The sequence below is a fragment of the Duganella aceris genome (assembly GCF_011090165.1).
GTDB lineage: Bacteria > Pseudomonadota > Gammaproteobacteria > Burkholderiales > Burkholderiaceae_D > Rugamonas > Rugamonas aceris.
In genome coordinates this window covers 831,191-847,313 of sequence record NZ_JAADJT010000001.1, presented here as the reverse complement: position 1 = coordinate 847,313, position 16,123 = coordinate 831,191, and the positions used below count along the sequence as shown (strand labels likewise).

The window sequence follows — 16,123 nt, the reverse complement described above, 5'->3', positions numbered from 1 at the left end:
TGATAATCCACGAATTATTCCCTCGTCAGGGAGTTGGCGATGTTCGCTTTCACTCATCCACACAAGTTCTTAAAAAATTCGGTTATGTTGAGGATATAGATGGTTTCGATGAAACCTTGCCCTGGCATACATACACGAAACATGAAGGACTGCATTGTTACGTAAAGCAAGGCAAGCTGGTTTGCATTAAGTTTTGGAGGCGAGGATTTAATCGGGAAAAGTGCCGAGGCGCTCATTTCAATTTTCGGCAATCCAGACGAAATTGGGGAGCCTTTATGGATCGACGATAGCACTCAACAAATTACGTTTGAATTCTTTGAGCTCGGGCTAAAGATTTGGTTTGAGGCTGGAAAGGTTATTTCTGTTTTTTGCAATGATAATTATTGAATTTTAGATGGCCTAAGCCAACGCTCGCAGCTCCCCTTTAAGCATCGCGCTCAGCGTCTGCGCCAGGAAAATCGCGATCGTCAACGTCGCGACCGCCAGCGCCAGCAGCGCGATGGCGTCGGTGACGGGACCGGCGGCGTGCTCGGCATAGCGCATCGCCGCCCCGGCCGACGCCGCCAGCGGAAAGCTGGCGGCCCACCACGACACGCGGAACGGCGAGCAATGCGGCAGATGGCGCAGTCGTCCCAGCAACACGGCCAGCACGAATACCATCAGCATGTACAGCGCCTCCGCGAACATATCGATACCGCCAATGGTCGTCACGTAGGCGCTGAAGCCCACGGCGAACGGCGCCACCAGGATCAGCAGCGACGGCTGCAACGCCGGCGCCAGCGGTTCCTCCAATGCCAGCCTCTGGAAGATGAGCGTGAACAGCGGCACCGCGAAGAACAGGCCGACGGCCAGGCCGAACACCATCACCCCATGCAGGCCTTGCCATTGCAGCTGTGGCACCGCCAGCGGCACATCCAGCATGCCGACCACCGGCACGATCCAGGCGGGCGCGACGTGGGTCGCGGCCTGACGCACCGTCATCCAGCGCATGACGATGATCCATGCCAACGCGGTCATCCCCACCGCGCCCAGCACCCACGACAGACGCGCCAGCCATAAGCTGTGCTCGGCCAGCAGGTACGGCATCAGCAGCAAGCTGATCATCGGCGTGCCGAACAGGTTGGCGGCGATCGGGTGATGGAACTCGGCGCGCACCGCATCGAAGCCGGAAATGGCCTTGATGCCATAGGCGACGATCAGCGCCGCGAAAGCGGCGATGGCGGCCGCGCCGATCGCCTGGCTGATCCACAGCGGCGCGCCGAAATGCTGATGCGCCAGCCGCCAGGCGACCGACAAGCCGGTCAAGCCCATGACTCCGCCGAACATGCCGACTGGCAGATATGAAAGTGGTGTGGTGGTGGTTTCCATGATGGTCGACGCGAGCGGTGGGGGAGTCACGATGTTCTCGCAATCCATCCCTGTTGACGATGCTCCAAACGATAGATTTTTTGCTTTTCCGTCTAAATCGGAATGTCCGCCAATCATTACGCTATATGCCCCATCTAACAGATGGGCGCCGCAAAACCTCCTACTGTGGACGCATGAGCACTTCTACTTAGATAAAGGTCGTCAAGATGAAAATTCCCAGCCTGTTGTCCTCCGCCCTGATCGGCGCCGTCGCGAGCGCGCGCTCCATGACGCCCATGGCCACCATCGCCGCCGCCCGCGTCGCGGATCGCAGTACCAGCGGTGAACTGGTCCTGCTGGATCGACCGTTGTTTAAATATGGCGCGCTGGCGATGGGCGTTGGAGAACTGTTCGGCGACAAGATGAAGACCGCGCCGGATCGGACCGTCTTCCTGGGACTGCTGGCGCGTGTCGCGAGCGCCGGGATCGCCGGTGCGGCGCTGGCGCCGAAAGGCCGCGAGTCGGCGGGAGCGGCGGTCGCGGTCGCCACGGCCGTACCGCTGGCCTATTTGACGCTGTCCGCCCGCAAGCGGGCCATGGCGAGCATCGGGCAAACCCGCAGCGGTCTGATCGAGGACGCGCTGGTCGTCGCGGCAGGCGCCGCGATCGTTGCGCTTGCAACGCGGCAGAAACGCGATTAGCTACTCACTATGAGACGCGGCCAGCGCAGTGCAGATTTTTCTGCGCAGCACGAGTGCTAATCATGGCAGCGGTAACACGTCGGATACAATGCCGTTCGTTAGCTTGTAGGGCACGTGAACTCGCGTGCTTGATTTTCCGCCAAAATCGACAGGGTCACGCGTGATGACCAGGCGACCTTGAACTTCGGCTGTCGCTAGAATTATGCAATCAGGAAGCTTTTTTGAGGTTAGCCGACGCAGTTCACCGGCTCGACGCATGATTGCTTCATTGGTCTGCACAATTGCGATTCCCGCGTTCGCCAGATCGTTGTCGAATACCGTGATTTGCGACGAACTTAGCTTGCATGTCGCCTCCATCCAACTGATGGTGCTGATGACCGCGTCGTCATATCCAGCCAACTCCAAGGTAGCCGCCTTAATACCCAGCGTGTGGTCGATCAGGATGTTAGTGTCGAAGAGTACTAGGACCATTCGGCACGCATTTCCTCCTGGTAGGCGACGCCATCTTTGGGCTTGTCGGGGTCGCCGTCCCAGATACCGCTACTCGGTGCCAATGCTCTCAGGCGTGCCTGGCGCCGGGCTTCCCGGGCGTTGGCAGTATCGTCCCGATCATCAGTTGGTTTTGAAGATGCCAGGGCTTTAAACAGTTCCTCTTTCGCCACGTCGGCCAGTCCGGTTTGGCGTGCGCGGGACACCGCCTCAAGCAGTTCCATTTCTTTGTCATTCAGTACCAAGGTAAGTTGTCGCACCACACACCTCGCATCAGATTACATGCAATGCAGTGTATAACAAATTGGCTTGGCAGCTTATCAGTCGTCACGTCATTCTTAACCCGGTTTTACACGACGGGTGTATTTCCTCATGGGAATTTAAGAGTAAGATAGGAAACATCCCGGCTGATATCCGCGTCGGGGATTTTTCCCGAAAGTTCCCATGCGACCTAGCCTGATTCCGATCACCTGCATCGCCGCGCTGCTCAGCGCCTGCGGTGGCGGCACCACCGACACCGATGCCGGCACCATGCAGGCACAAGCCAGCGCCAAGCTGGCGACCGCCTCCACCGTGCTGCAACTCGATGCGGGCGACTTGTCCAGCGAGGACGCGCAGCAGTTCGCCCAGCCCTCTTACCACATGGCGCCGCTGTTGCTCGACACCCCGGATGCGGCCGAGTCGGGCGCGGCTGCGTCAGCCGTCGTCCATCAACAGACGGTGCCCTCGGAGTTTCGCAGGCTGAGCACCCGCCGCTTGACGGTGCAGGCGCTGCGCCAGGTGCAGGCCGATCGGACCGAGTCGTCCAGCGATAACTCGGCGGCGCCGCAAGCGTCCAGCAGCACGGTCGCCACCTATACGCCGGCCCAGATCCGCGCCGCGTATGGATTGCCGACGCTGCCGGCCGGCTACACCAACCTGACGGCGACGCAAGCCGCGCAGCTCGGCGCCGGCCAGACCATCTACATCGTCGACGCCCAGCATAATCCGAACGTCGCCGCCGAACTGGCGGCCTTCAGCAGCAAATTCGGTCTGCCGACCTGCGCCACCAAGAGCATCGCCGCCGGCGCCGCCTTGCCGTTGTCGGCGGCGTCCAGCGCCGCCTGCGAATTGTCGGTGGTGTACAGCACGTCGGCCGGTGCGATGACCACCACCGTTCCGTCCTATGATTCCGGCTGGGCGACCGAGATCGCGCTCGACGTGCAGTGGGCGCACGCCACCGCGCCGTTGGCGCGCATCGTGCTGATCGAAACCAACAGCGCCAGCTACAGCAATCTGCTGGGGGGCGTGAAGCTCGCCAACAATATGGGGCCGGGCATCGTGTCGATGAGCTTTGGCGGTTCCGAAAGCAGCACCACCAGTTCCGCCGACAGCACCTTTTCAGTCGCCGGCATGACCTATCTGGCGGCGACCGGCGACTCCGGGGCCGGAGTGGCATGGCCGTCGGTATCGTCGAAGGTGCTGGCGGTCGGCGGCACGACGCTGACCTATGGCGGCAGCGGCGCGCGCTCCGAGACGGTATGGTCGGGAACCGGCGGCGGCGTCAGCGCCTACCTGGCGACACCGAGTTACCAGACCAGCGCAGTGCCCGGCATGGGCAGCGCGGCGCGCCGCACGGTCGCGGACGTCTCCTTCAACGCCGATCCGAACAGCGGCCAATATGTCGCGGTTATCGCCTCCGGCAGCAGCACCGTGAAATGGACCAGCATCGGCGGCACCAGCCTGGCGACGCCGCAATGGGCCGGCCTGATCGCCGTGGCGAACGCGCTGCGGGTCCAGAACAGCAAGGCGGTGCTGGCCGCGCCGCATACCGCGCTGTACACCCAGATCGCCACGGTGCCGGGTAGCTACGCCAGCGCGTTCGCCGACATCACCTCCGGCAGCCATGGTACCTGCGCCACTTGCAGCGCCAAGACCGGCTACGACGCGGCATCCGGTCTCGGCACGCCGAACGTGGGCGCGTTGCTGAGCACGCTGTCCGGGTTGACCGTGCAGACGGCGCCGGTGGTGAGCGCCGCCACCGTCAACGGCAAGGCCGGCACGGCGCTGAGCTTCACGGCGTCGGTGACGGCCACCAACGCGGTCACTTACGCGCTGTCGGGTGCCCCGTCCGGCATGACCATAGCCGGCACCGGGGTGGTCAGCTGGGCGGCGCCGGTGGCCGGCACCTACAGCGTCACCGTCACCGCCAAGGATGGCGTGAATGGTCTCAGCGGTTCGGGCGTGTACACGGTGGTGATCAGCGCCGCCTCCAGCACCACCACGACCACCACGCCGGTGACCTCCGGCACCAGCGGTCCGGTCATCAAGGCCGGCGCGTTGACCGGCGTCGCCGGCCGCGCGTTGAGCGGCGCCATCGGCATCACGGATGCGACCAGCAAAACCATCATGGTCAACATCTCCGGTGCGCCACTGGGCATGATGTTCGTCGCCAACGGCACGACGATTTCGGTGGTGTGGGCGGCGCCGGTGGCCGGCAGCTATTCATTGCGGCTGACGGCGACCGATGGCAACGGCGCCAACGCCTCCGCCGTCATTCCGGTAACGATCAGCTCCCGCTGAGGCCACTTAATAAACGCTTAAGATATCTCCACCAGAATCTTCGGTACTGGTCCACCCACCTACCGAAGAATGAAACCTGCCCAATGAGTGCCGCCGGCGATGATCTGGCGCTCTCCCAACTTTTGCGCCGGCTGGCCGACGATGCCAGCCGCGACCGCATCGCCGTAGGCGACCTGATGCAGGCGCTCGGCGACCGCGCCATCGGCGCCTTGCTGTTCATTTTCGCCTTCCCCAATATCTTGCCGGTGCCGCCCGGCACCTCCGCCGTGCTGGGCGCGCCGCTGGTGTTCCTGGCGGCCCAGCTGACCTTCGGCATGCGGCCGTGGCTGCCCGGGTTCATCAGCCGGCGCTCGATGGCGCGCGCCGACTTCCATAAGATGGTCGGGCACGTCTTGCCTTGGCTGCAGCGGGCGGAAAAGCTGCTGCGTCCGCGCGTCAGCGTGCTCACCGTTCCCCCGTTCGAATACCTGATGGGCTTGATTTGCCTGCTGCTGGCCACCGTCCTGGTGCTGCCCATCCCGCTGGGCAATATGCTGCCGGCCTTGGCGATCAGCCTGCTGGCCCTCGGCCTGATCGAGCGCGATGGCTATGCGATCGCCGCCGGCCTGCTCGCCGCCGCCACCGCCGCCGTGGTCGTGTCCGGCGTGATCTGGGGCCTGATCAAAGGCGCGGTGTACATGATTTCCCAAGTGCTGGCTTAACGTAGACAGGTAATGATTATGGAATGGTTTTTCGACCCCAACATCTGGGTGGGCTTGCTGACGCTGGTCGTGCTGGAGATCGTGCTGGGCATCGACAATCTGATCTTCATCGCCATCCTGGCCGAGAAGGTTCCGCCGCAGCAGCGCGACAAAGCCCGGCTGATCGGCCTGTCGCTGGCGATGCTGATGCGGCTCGGCCTGCTGACCATGATCTCGTGGATGGTGACGCTGACCGAGCCGCTGTTCTCGGTGGCGGGGACGCCGATTTCCGGCCGCGACCTGATCCTGCTGCTGGGCGGGATTTTCCTGCTGTTCAAGGCGACCATGGAGTTGCACGAGCGGGTCGAGGGCAAGTCCCACGTCCACACCGGCCCGCGCGTGTACGCCAGCCTGGCGGCGGTGATCGCGCAGATCATCGTGCTGGACGCGGTGTTCTCGCTCGACGCGGTGATCACCGCAGTCGGCATGGTCGAGCAGCTGGGCGTGATGATGGCGGCGGTGGTCATCTCGATGGCGGTGATGATTTTCGCCTCCAAGCCTCTGACCCGCTTCGTCAACGCCCACCCGACGGTGGTGGTGCTGTGCCTGAGCTTCCTGCTGATGATCGGTCTGAGCCTGGTCGCCGAAGGCATCGGCTTCAAGATTCCGAAAGGCTATCTGTACGCCGCGATCGGCTTCTCCATCGTGATCGAATTCTTCAATCAGCTGGCGCGCAAAAACTTCGCGAAGAAGGATGCGCACGTGCCGCTGCGCGACCGCACCGCCAACGCCGTGCTGCGCCTGCTGGGCAACCGCTCGCGCGCGGAGATCAGCCAGGAGGCGGAAAGTGAGATGGCGGTGCCCGAGCCGTCCGCCTTCGACAATGAGGAGCGCAATATGGTCAGCGGCGTGCTGAGCCTGTCGCAGCGCTCGATCCGTTCCATCATGACCACGCGCTCGGACCTGACCTGGCTCGACCTGACCGGCGACGCGGCGACGCTGCGCCAGCAGATCCTGGCCACGCCGCACAGCTTCTTCCCGGTGTGTCGCGGCCAGCTCGACGACATCGTCGGCATCGCGCGCGCCAAGGATCTGATCGTCGATCTGTCGCTGCACGGGCAAATCAAGCTCGCCAGCCTGCGCAAGCCCATCGTCATGCCGGACTCGGTCGGCGTCTTGAAAGTGATGGAAACACTGAAGCGCTCGCACGGCCAGCTGGTGCTGATCGCCGACGAGTACGGCACGATCCAGGGCCTGGTGACGCCGGTCGATATCCTGGAGGCGATCGCCGGCGAATTCCCCGACGAGAACGAGCAGCCCGTGGTGCAGTCGCTTGGCGACGACCAATGGAAAATCGACGGCACGGCGGATCTGCTGTACCTGCAGCAGGTGCTGCATAGCGACGCGTTGGCCGCCGACGGCGGCGACTACAGTTCGCTGGCCGGCTTCCTGCTTGAACGCTTCACCACGCTGCCGCAGGCGGGAGAACAGATCGAGTTCGACGGCCTGCGATTCGAAGTTCTGGAAGTCCAGGAGCGGCGCATCGCCACGGTGCTGGTGACGCGCCTGCCGGTCGCCGAGGCTATTGCTCAGGAATAGGCCGCACCACCAGGAAGTGATACGACATGGCGCCGCAGAAGGCGATCGCGGCGCCGGTCAGCAAGGCCGGTACGAAGGACCAGGTCTGCGCGATGTAGCCGGTCAGGATCGGTGCCAGCGCGCCGCCGAGGAAGCCGCCGAAGTTCTGTAGCGCGCCGAGCGACGCGATGCGGCTCGGCGGCGCCGCCACCGTGGCCAGCGACCAGGCGCAGGCCGACGAGGCGTTGGCGAGGAAGATGACGACGGCGATGCAGGCCACCGCCACCACATTGCTGTCGGCCAGCGCCGCCGGAATCGTGAACGCCACCATGCCCAGCGTCGACACCACCACCGCGTTGCGGCGGCCCGACAACGGCGACACGGCGGCGCGGGCGACGCGGTCGGATGCCCAGCCCGCGATCAAGGCGCCGGCGAAGCCGCAGATGAACGGCACCGAGGCCGCCATGCCGGCGTAAGCCAGGTCCATATGCCGCTCGGTGCGCAGGTAGCCGGGCAGCCAGGTCAGATACACCCAGTTCAGATACACCGAACCGAAGAAGCCGAGCATCATGCCCCAGGTGGTGCGGTGCCGGAACAGCGCGCGCCAGGCGGCGAAGCTGCTGGCCGGCCGCTCGCCGCCGGCGCCGTCCGCTTCGAGATAGGCGCGCTCGGCGGCAGACATGCCGGCATGCACCGGATCGCGATACAAGGCGATCCAGACCAGCGCCGCCACCAGCCCCATCGCGCCGGTGACGAAGAAGGCCCAATGCCAGCTGGTCGCGACGATCAACGGCGACAGCAACAAGGGCGCGAGCGCCACGCCCAGCGGCGAGGCCGAGTTGTAGACGCCGGTCGGCGTGCCGCGCGCGCGCAGCGGGAACCAGTTGCTGACCACCCGCGCCGCCGCCGGAAACTGCGGCGCCTCGCCGATGCCTAGCGCGATGCGCGCGATCACGAAGTAGCCGAAGGTCGACGCCAGTCCGCCGGCCGCCTGGGCCAGCGACCACACCACCAGGCCGATGCCGAGCAGCCAGCGCGGCCCGATCTTGTCGACCAGCGCGCCGACCGGCAACTGGCACAGCGCATAACTCCACGAGAACGCCGACAACAGCAGCCCCATCTGGCCGAGCGACAGACCGAGGTCGGCGCGGATGAATTCGTTGGCCACCGCCAGGGTGGCGCGGTCCAGGTAATTGATGACGCCGCACACCACCAGCAGCACCAGCGCCAGGCGCTGGCTACGGCGGATACGGGGCGGAGTCGCCAGGTCGGCTGAGGTGTGGATCATGTCGGAATATACGCAGCGCTGCCCGCTGTAAATCGGGAAAAGGAAGGCGAGTATAGTTCACGACACGATGTCCGGGCAGAAATTGCGTTAGCCGGCGCTGGTGCCCGCCAACGCCACGGCATCCGCGCCGGCGGCGATGCGCAGCGGGGACGTGGGGTCGTTCGCGGCGCGCCATACCGCTTCCGCCACGTCGATGCCGCGCGTGACCTCGGTCTGGGTCGACCATTCGGCGAAGATGTTCTGCGCCAGGTCGGCGTAGGCGTCGGGAATGCCGCCCTGCATCCGTGGCTGCGCGTTGGCGCCGAAGCGGGTGTCGGGCGCGCGTCCCGGCAGCACCAGGTGGACCCGCACGTCGAACTGGCGCAGCTCCAGCGCCAGCGATTCGGTGAAGGCGTTCACTGCCGCCTTGCTGCCGGTGTACACCGCCAGCAGCGGCAGCGCTTTCAAGGTCACGCTCGAGGTGACGTTGACCACTACCCCGGCCCGGCGCTGGCGGAACTGCGGCAGCACGGCCTGCGTCATGGCCATGGTGCCGATGGTGTTGGTCTCGACGACCGCGCGCAGGTTGTCCAGCGTCGCGCCTTCGAGCGCGCCCAGCATGCCAATGCCGGCGTTGTTGACCAGCACGTCGATCGGCCCCGCCTCCGCGACGGCGCGGCGGATGCTGTCGGCGTCGGTGACGTCCAGCGCCAGCACCCGCAGACGTTCGGAGCGCGGCAACACGTCTTCGCGCGGCGTGCGCATGGTGGCGATGACGTTCCAGTCGCGGTCGAGGAAGTATTGCGCGGTGTCGAGGCCGAAGCCGGACGAGCAGCCGGTGATGAGGACGGTTTTCATGAAAATCCTGTAAGTGGTTGACGATGGAACCACTGTAGCCGCGCGCCGCCGGACTTGCTACAATCAACAGTCCATGTTTCATGTGCAGGAGTCCGGTAATGATAGATCCACTCGCCGAGGTGGTCACGCTGTTGCAGCCGCAGGCCAGATTCTCGAAAGTGGTGAGCTCGGCCGGTCCGTGGCGCGTGCGCCGCACCGATGTCGGCCAGCCCTTCTATTGCGTGATCCTGAGCGGCGCCTGCCGCCTCGCCGTCGACGGGCGCGAGCCGATCGTGCTGCGGCAGGACGATTTCATCCTGATCCCGCAGGCCGAAGGCTTCGTCATGTCCAGCCTGGAGGACATGGTGCCGGCCGACGCCGATTCCGAGCCGGTCGCGGTGCGTCCCGGCGAATTCAGACATGGCCCCGCCGATGCGGCGCCGGATGTGGTGCTGCTGCTGGGCTATTGCCGATTCGGCTCGCCGGACGCGGCCTTGCTGGTGTCGTTGCTGCCGCAGCTGATGCACGTGCGCGGCGAACAGCGACTGGTGACGATCGTGCGCTTGCTGGGCGAGGAATCGCGCGCGCAACGGCCGGGGCGCGAGGTGATCCTGTCGCACCTGCTGGAAGTGCTGCTGATCGAAGCGCTGCGCTCCGGCGCCGGCACCGCCGCCTCGCCGGGGCTGCTGCGCGGACTGGCCGACGAGCGCCTGGCCGCCGCGATCCGCCGCATGCACGAGGACATGACCCGTTCCTGGACCGTGGCGGAACTGGCCAAGACGGCCGCGCTGTCGCGCTCGGCATTCTTCGAACGCTTCAGCCGCGCGGTCGGCGTCGCGCCGATGGAGTACCTGCTGCGTTGGCGCATGGCGTGGGCCAAGCATCTGCTGCGGCACCACGACGGCAATGTGGCCGAGGTGGCCGAGCGGGTCGGCTACGGCTCGGCCAGCGCGTTCAGCGTCGCCTTCACCCGCCACGTCGGGCTGGCGCCGACGCGCTACGCGCGCGGCGCTGCGGAACAGCTGGTCTGATCACGGACGATGCTCGGTCCACACCATGCCGCGCTGCGCGGCCACGACCACGGCCTGGGTGCGGCTGCTGACATCGAGCTTGTGCATCAGCGACTTGAGGTGGGACTTGACCGTGCCGCAGCCGATGCCCAGGTCGCGCGCGATCGCCTTATTGCTGCCGCCTTCGGCCAGCAGCGCCAACACCTCGCGCTCGCGCGACGTCAGGTTGCAGGGCCGCAGCGACTGCGCGGCCGCGCCGTCGAAATAGCTGCAGCCTTCAGCGATGACCCGCACCGCGTCGATCAGTTCGGCCGCCGCGCAAGTCTGCGTGAGGTAGCCGCGCGCGCCGTGTTGCACGGCGGCCCGCACTTCCCGCTCGCCGGCCTGCGGCATGACCAGGATGACCGGACAGCACCAGCATGCGTCGGCGGCCATGAAGCCGTCGAAGTCGGTCACCGCCACATCGGCCAGGGTGGACGACGGCGGGACCACGCTGATGCCGTCCTGCGCCGCCAGGATGGCGACCAGGCCGGCCTGGATCAACGGCAGCCGATGCGCCACCAGTACCGTGATGCCCATCAGGCGCGCAGGAACGCCAGCAGGTCGGCGTTGATGGTGGCCGGCATGGTCATCGCCATGCCGTGCGGCGCGCCGGGATGCACCTTCAAGGTGGCGCCCTTGATCAGCTTGACCGCGAGCTGGGACGAAATCCCGATCGGTACGATCTGGTCGTCGTCGCCGTGCAACAGCAGCGTCGGCACGTCGATCTTGGCCAGGTCGGCGCGCATGTCGGTTTCGGAAAAGGCCTTGATGCAGTCGAACGACGCCTTGATGTCGCTGCGCATGCCCATGCGGTAGAAGTCTTCGATCAATCCCTGCACCGGCTTGTTGGCGGGGCGGTTGAAGCCGAAGAACGGCATTGCCAGGTCGCGGTAGAACTGCGAGCGCACGCCCGAGACGCCGGCGCGCAGGCCGTCGAACACTTCCTTCGGCGCGCCTGTGGGATTGTTGTCGGCCTTGATCATGTAAGGCGTGACGGCGGCGATCAGCACCACCTTGGCCACCCGCCTGGTGCCGTGGCGGCCGATGTAGCGCGCCACCTCGCCGCCGCCGGTGGAATGGCCGATCAGCACCGCGCGCTTCAGGTTCAGCGCATCGATTACAGCGGCCAGGTCGTCGCCGTAGTGGTCCATGTCGTTGCCGTCCCAGGTGGTGCCGGACTCGCCGTGGCCGCGACGGTCGACCGCGATCACACGGTAGCCTTGCTGGCCGAGGAACAGCAGCTGCGCCTCCCACGCCGCGCCGGACAGCGGCCAGCCGTGCGAGAACACCACCGGCTGGCCGTTGCCGCCGCTGTCGCGGTAGAAGATGCGGGTGCCGTCCCTGGCGCTGGCGGAACCGCCGGCGGGCGACGGCGACTGTGCGGCGGCCTGCGCTTGCGGCGGCATGGCCAGCACGGCGGCACCGGCCAGCGCGGTCGCTTGCGCGGCGCCGATCAATGCCTGGCGGCGGGAGTTCGGCAATTCGGTGCGGGTGGCGTTGTTCATCGGCGTAGCCTTTCAATGCGCGCCTTTGCTGGCGCTGGTGGGATGGATGACAGCCGGACCATTCTGCCGCCGTGCCGAAGGCGCAACAAGCTATCCATTGGTATGCTTTTGCGATCCCATGCCGATCAGCTGGTTCATGTGCACCAGGTCGACCAGCGTGCGCGCGCCCATCTTCTTCATCACATTGCTGCGGTGGATCTTGATCGACGATTCGCTCAGGCACAGCTGGTCGGCCATGTGCTTGTTCATCAAGCCGGTCACGACCAGGCTGAACACCTGGCGTTCGCGCCGCGACAGCGTGGCGTAGCGCTCGCCGACCCGCGTCTGCGCCGCCGCGTGCAGGCGGCGTTGCTGGTCCTCGGCCAGCGCCTCGCCGACGGCGGCGACGATCTCCTCGGGCCGCGCCGGCATCACCAGGAAGTCCAGCGCCCCAGCCTTCATCGCCCGCACCGCCGTCTGCACGTCGGAGCAGGGGCCGAGGTAGATCACCGGCAGCGCGTGGCGGCGCAGCGCCAGCTGGCGCAGCAGCAGCGCGACGCCGTCGTCGCCATCCTGCGGCGGCACGATCAGGCAGCCGGACCGCTGCGGCATCCACGCGCCACGGAACTGGCTGTGGTCGTCGAGCGCGCACACGGTCAGGCCGGCCTTCACCAGTAGCCTGCGCAGCATGTCGCAGACTGCGCTGTCCTGCTGGACGACATACACCACTCCGTCGGCGTGGGGTGGTTGTTGCATGCGGACTCCTGGCGACATTATTGACCGCCTCAGTGTAAGGATGGCAAGGCTTGCCAACTAGCAGCTTGCAACGGATTACACTTATTTGCCGGGCGAATAGCTATTACAGCGGCGTGGTGTGCCAATCGACTTCCCTGCCGAGGCTGTCGCCCAGCTGGCGGCGCAGGTAGGCGGAACAGGCCAGCGCCATGTCCAGCGGCGCGTGGAACAGCGTGACGCCGGCGATCAGTCCGTGGGCGTCGTAGCGCAGCAGCGTGGCGCCGTGCAGCGGCCGGTTGCCGAACGCGCCGCCTTGCCAGGTCAGCAGCGTCTGCCAGCCGTCGTCCAGCTGGGCGGTGAAGGCGATGCTGTCGTACATGTCGCGCGTGGCGCCGAAAAAGGCGCGCAACGCGTCCGGGCCGATGGCGCGGCCGTTAAACACGGTCGCCTCAAGGAAAACGTCGGCGCGGAAGGCGGCGGCGAATTCCGCCGCCGTGGCGCTGCGCAGCACCGCGCGCCAGGCGTCGCCCGGTCCCGGCGGCGGCGCGGCGCGGGCGGCTTGGTCCGAGTTGGGCGTCATCGCGCTTACGCCGGCAACAGCGTCGCTTCGACGCTGATCTTGGCGCGCATCACCTTGGAGATCGCGCAGCCGGTCTCGGCCTGGGCCACCAGCTGGTTGAAGCGGGCCGGGTCGATGCCTGGGATTTTCGCCACCAGGGTCAGGTGGCTGGTGGTGATGTCGAAGCCGCTGTCGCTCACTTCGAAGGTGATCGCGGCCTTGGTTTCCAGCAGGTCGGGTGTCAACTGTTCCAGCTCCAGCACATAGGCCAGGAACATGGTGAAACAGCCGGCGTGCGAGGCGGCCAGCAGCTCTTCCGGGTTGGTGCCGCTGAGCTGTTCGAAACGGCTGCCGTAGCCGTAGGGATGCCGGTCCAGCGCCCCGCTCTGGGTGCTGATGGCGCCGTCGCCGGTCTTCATGCCGCCGCTCCAGCTGACATTTGCGCGTCGTGTGATTTTCATGGCTTCTCTCTTTCAGGTGGGGGTGGGTACAGCGCGGGGTAGTCGGTATAGCCTTCGGCGCCGCCGCCGTAGAAAGTGGCGCGCTGATAGGGCTGCAACGGCGCGCCGCGCAGCAGCCGCGCCGGGAGGTCGGGATTGGCGATGAACATGCGGCCGAAGCCGATCGCGTCGGCGTGGCCTGCCAGCAGTGCGGCCTCGGCCGATGCGTGGCTGTAGCCGCCGGACGAGATCAGCACGCCGTCGTACAACGGGCGGAATAGCGGCGCCACCCCGATCGCGGTCTCCGGCAACTGGTCGCTGCGGCCGACGCCCGAGGCGCGCGCTTCGATCAGATGCAGGTAGGCGTTGCGGCGGCGGCTGATCGAGGCGATGACGTGGGCGTACAGCGCGGCCGGATCGCTGTCGTGGCTGCCCCCCGCTCTGCCGAACGGCGACAGCCGCACGCCGACGCGGTCGGCGCCGATGGCGGCGCAGACCGCGTCCAGCACCTCCAGCAGCAGCCGGGCGCGGTTGTGGATCGCGCCGCCGTAATGGTCTGCGCGCTGGTTGCTGCCGTCGACCAGGAATTGTTCCAGCAGATAGCCGTTGGCCGCATGCAGTTCGATGCCGTCCATGCCGGCGGCGCGCGCGTTGAGCGCGGCCTGGCGGAACTCGGCGACGATGGCGGGGATCTCATCGAGCGCCAGCGCGTGCGGCGCGACGAAATCGCGCAACGTGGCGTCGGCCGCGTAGCCTTGTCCCGGCGCGGTGATGGCAGAGGGGCCGAGCGGCGCCGCGCCATCGCGGTGCGACGGATGCGACAGGCGACCGACATGGAATAGCTGCTGCACGATGACGCCGCCGGCGGCGTGCACCGCGTCGCTGATGTGACGCCAGCCGTCGATCTGTCGCGGCGTGTAGATGCCGGGCACCGACGGCAGGCCGCGCGCGCCTGCGCTGATGTGGGTCGCTTCGGTGACGATCAGCCCGGCCGAGGCGCGCTGCGCGTAGTACACGGCGCTTAGCGCAGCGGGCACGCCGCCGTCGCCGGCGCGCATGCGCGTCAGCGGCGGCATCACGACTCGGCTGCGCAGCCGCAGCGCGCCGGCACGCAAGGGTTGGAACAAGGGATCTGCTACCGCGTCGGTCATGGCCCGCCTCGAATGGAATGCCGCCCGCATCCGTCAGCGGGCCTGGCGATGATCCATTGTGGTCAGGCCGGCGCGGCCGCACAATCTGGCACTTAGTATATTTCTGCGCCGCCGCGCTTAGACGAAATGCAGGCGCAGGCCGCACATGGCCAGGATGATGACGGTCGACAGCAGCGCCGCGAACGCCGCGCCGCACAGCATGACCGTGTCGGCCAGCGGCTTGCGTGCGCCGTGCGCCAGCATCACCACGCGCAGGCCGGAAAAGGTGTGGGCGACCACGAAGAACGCCCCCAGCAGGTAGTACGGTACCAGGCGGATGCTCCAGGCATCCTTGATCATGCCGACCGGCGCGCCGGTGGCGAAGGCCCAGTCGGTGTCGATGCCCAGGTGCACGCGCGCCAGATACAGCACCGCGTTCAGATGGCTGATCACGGCGAAGATCAGATAAATGCCGGCGGCGATCTGGAAAGTGCGATAACGGTCGGTGCCGCGCTCGGTCAGGCGCCAGGCCATCTGCGCGCCGGAGACGATCAGGAACGCGAACCCGGCCAGCAGTATCGGTTCGACCCATGCGGCGCGGTACACCACGCGGAAGAGCTTCATCACCGCCGTATGGGCTTCGTCGCCGATCAGGCCGAACAGATGGTTGCTGAAGTGGAAGGCGATATAGACCAGCACCAGCACCGCCGCCGCGCCGTGCGCCACGCGCATTTTTCCATGCGGATTCGGGGCCGACATGGCGGCCGGCGCGCGATTGTCGGCGTAGCGGATCGCCACCGCCAGCAGCAGCCACATCGCGCTGACGAACCAGACATCCAGTTGCGGTGCGCCCAACAGCAGGAAGATGACGCCGATGAACGTAAACAGCGGCGGCGCCGCCACCGCCAGCAAGGCGACCCGACGCGCCAGCAGTTCCGCCGCCGTCGGGCGGTAGACCAGCGACAGGCGCATCGCCGCCAGCAGCGCGACCACCGGCAAGGCGATCGCCAGCGCCAGCGACAACGCCGCGATCAGCCAGCCCGTCACGGCGCCGGTGGCGATCATGCCGGTCGCCGCGTGGAACGCCATCAGTGGAAAGGGATAAATCAGCGCCGCGGCCGGCGCCGCGAACCACAGGGGACGACGTCCGCTCACTGTCGCCAGTGGGCGGAGGTCGGAAATGGTGGACGACATTGCTACTCCTTATGATAAAAAAACGATCATAAGGAGATCAGCGGTGGAAGATAAGTTCCAGTTTGGGG

17 protein-coding genes are annotated in these 16,123 nt (G+C 66.2%); 5 read left to right on the top strand and 12 right to left on the bottom strand.

Translation table 11 applies throughout. The features are described from left to right. Positions 1-399: 399 nt before the first annotated feature. Positions 400-1,398 (bottom strand): SLAC1 anion channel family protein, encoded by a 999-nt coding sequence (locus GW587_RS03745; RefSeq protein WP_371875538.1) that lies wholly within the window; start codon positions 1,396-1,398, stop codon positions 400-402. Positions 1,399-1,574: 176 nt separating this feature from the next. Between GW587_RS03745 and GW587_RS03740 the strand changes: the two genes are divergently transcribed. Beyond that, positions 1,575-2,048 (top strand): hypothetical protein, encoded by a 474-nt coding sequence (locus tag GW587_RS03740; protein ID WP_166098647.1) that lies wholly within the window; start codon positions 1,575-1,577, stop codon positions 2,046-2,048. A gap of 60 nt (positions 2,049-2,108) precedes the next feature. Here the strand turns inward: GW587_RS03740 and GW587_RS03735 are convergent, their stop codons facing one another. Together GW587_RS03735 and GW587_RS03730 are read right to left on the bottom strand one after the other, a co-directional pair. Beyond that, entirely contained in the window at positions 2,109-2,519 is a 411-nt protein-coding gene (locus GW587_RS03735) for a PIN domain-containing protein (RefSeq protein ID WP_166098645.1), read from the bottom strand. Next, positions 2,510-2,761, bottom strand: a complete 252-nt coding sequence (locus GW587_RS03730) for a hypothetical protein (RefSeq protein ID WP_166098643.1) — start codon at positions 2,759-2,761, stop codon at positions 2,510-2,512. The genes GW587_RS03735 and GW587_RS03730 overlap by 10 nt, the downstream gene beginning before the upstream one ends. A gap of 220 nt (positions 2,762-2,981) precedes the next feature. Here GW587_RS03730 and GW587_RS03725 point away from each other — a divergent pair, with 220 nt between their 5' ends. The 3 genes from GW587_RS03725 to GW587_RS03715 all read left to right on the top strand — a co-directional run bounded on the left by GW587_RS03725 (position 2,982) and on the right by GW587_RS03715 (position 7,378). Then, positions 2,982-5,099, top strand: coding sequence for a S53 family peptidase (locus tag GW587_RS03725; protein WP_166098640.1), 2,118 nt, complete (start codon positions 2,982-2,984; stop codon positions 5,097-5,099). Between the two features lie 83 nt (positions 5,100-5,182). After that, positions 5,183-5,800 (top strand): exopolysaccharide biosynthesis protein, encoded by a 618-nt coding sequence (locus tag GW587_RS03720; RefSeq protein ID WP_166098637.1) that lies wholly within the window; start codon positions 5,183-5,185, stop codon positions 5,798-5,800. Positions 5,801-5,818: 18 nt separating this feature from the next. After that, positions 5,819-7,378 (top strand): TerC family protein, encoded by a 1,560-nt coding sequence (locus GW587_RS03715; protein WP_166098635.1) that lies wholly within the window; start codon positions 5,819-5,821, stop codon positions 7,376-7,378. On the opposite strand, the gene GW587_RS03710 is transcribed toward GW587_RS03715, so the two are convergent. Continuing rightward, positions 7,362-8,645 carry an MFS transporter gene (locus GW587_RS03710; protein ID WP_166098632.1) on the bottom strand — a complete coding sequence of 428 codons (1,284 nt, stop codon included), beginning with the start codon at positions 8,643-8,645 and terminating at the stop codon, positions 7,362-7,364. The genes GW587_RS03715 and GW587_RS03710 overlap by 17 nt on opposite strands. An 87-nt stretch (positions 8,646-8,732) precedes the next feature. After that, on the bottom strand, positions 8,733-9,482 hold the full coding sequence (locus GW587_RS03705) for an SDR family NAD(P)-dependent oxidoreductase (RefSeq protein WP_166098630.1): 750 nt from the start codon (positions 9,480-9,482) through the stop codon (positions 8,733-8,735). 98 nt (positions 9,483-9,580) lie between these two features. Between GW587_RS03705 and GW587_RS03700 the strand changes: the two genes are divergently transcribed. Then, positions 9,581-10,492, top strand: coding sequence for an AraC family transcriptional regulator (locus GW587_RS03700; protein WP_166098627.1), 912 nt, complete (start codon positions 9,581-9,583; stop codon positions 10,490-10,492). On the opposite strand, the gene GW587_RS03695 is transcribed toward GW587_RS03700, so the two are convergent. The 7 genes from GW587_RS03695 to GW587_RS03665 form a co-directional block, all read right to left on the bottom strand. Then, on the bottom strand, positions 10,493-11,050 hold the full coding sequence (locus GW587_RS03695) for a response regulator transcription factor (protein ID WP_166098624.1): 558 nt from the start codon (positions 11,048-11,050) through the stop codon (positions 10,493-10,495). Continuing rightward, positions 11,050-12,018 (bottom strand): alpha/beta fold hydrolase, encoded by a 969-nt coding sequence (locus GW587_RS03690; RefSeq protein ID WP_166098622.1) that lies wholly within the window; start codon positions 12,016-12,018, stop codon positions 11,050-11,052. Before GW587_RS03690 ends, GW587_RS03695 begins: the two co-directional genes overlap by 1 nt. 90 nt (positions 12,019-12,108) lie before the next feature. Further along, positions 12,109-12,753: a response regulator transcription factor gene (locus GW587_RS03685; protein WP_166098620.1), complete on the bottom strand. Its 645-nt coding sequence runs from the start codon at positions 12,751-12,753 to the stop codon at positions 12,109-12,111. 103 nt (positions 12,754-12,856) lie between these two features. After that, complete coding sequence (locus tag GW587_RS03680) at positions 12,857-13,312, bottom strand: hypothetical protein (protein ID WP_166098619.1); 456 nt, start codon at positions 13,310-13,312, stop codon at positions 12,857-12,859. Positions 13,313-13,317: 5 nt separating this feature from the next. Continuing rightward, positions 13,318-13,752 (bottom strand): OsmC family peroxiredoxin, encoded by a 435-nt coding sequence (locus tag GW587_RS03675; RefSeq protein WP_166098616.1) that lies wholly within the window; start codon positions 13,750-13,752, stop codon positions 13,318-13,320. Beyond that, positions 13,749-14,882, bottom strand: a complete 1,134-nt coding sequence (locus tag GW587_RS03670) for an alkene reductase (RefSeq protein ID WP_166098612.1) — start codon at positions 14,880-14,882, stop codon at positions 13,749-13,751. The genes GW587_RS03675 and GW587_RS03670 overlap by 4 nt, the downstream gene beginning before the upstream one ends. Before the next feature lie 117 nt (positions 14,883-14,999). Beyond that, positions 15,000-16,055 (bottom strand): hypothetical protein, encoded by a 1,056-nt coding sequence (locus GW587_RS03665; RefSeq protein ID WP_166098610.1) that lies wholly within the window; start codon positions 16,053-16,055, stop codon positions 15,000-15,002. Positions 16,056-16,123: the final 68 nt, after the last annotated feature.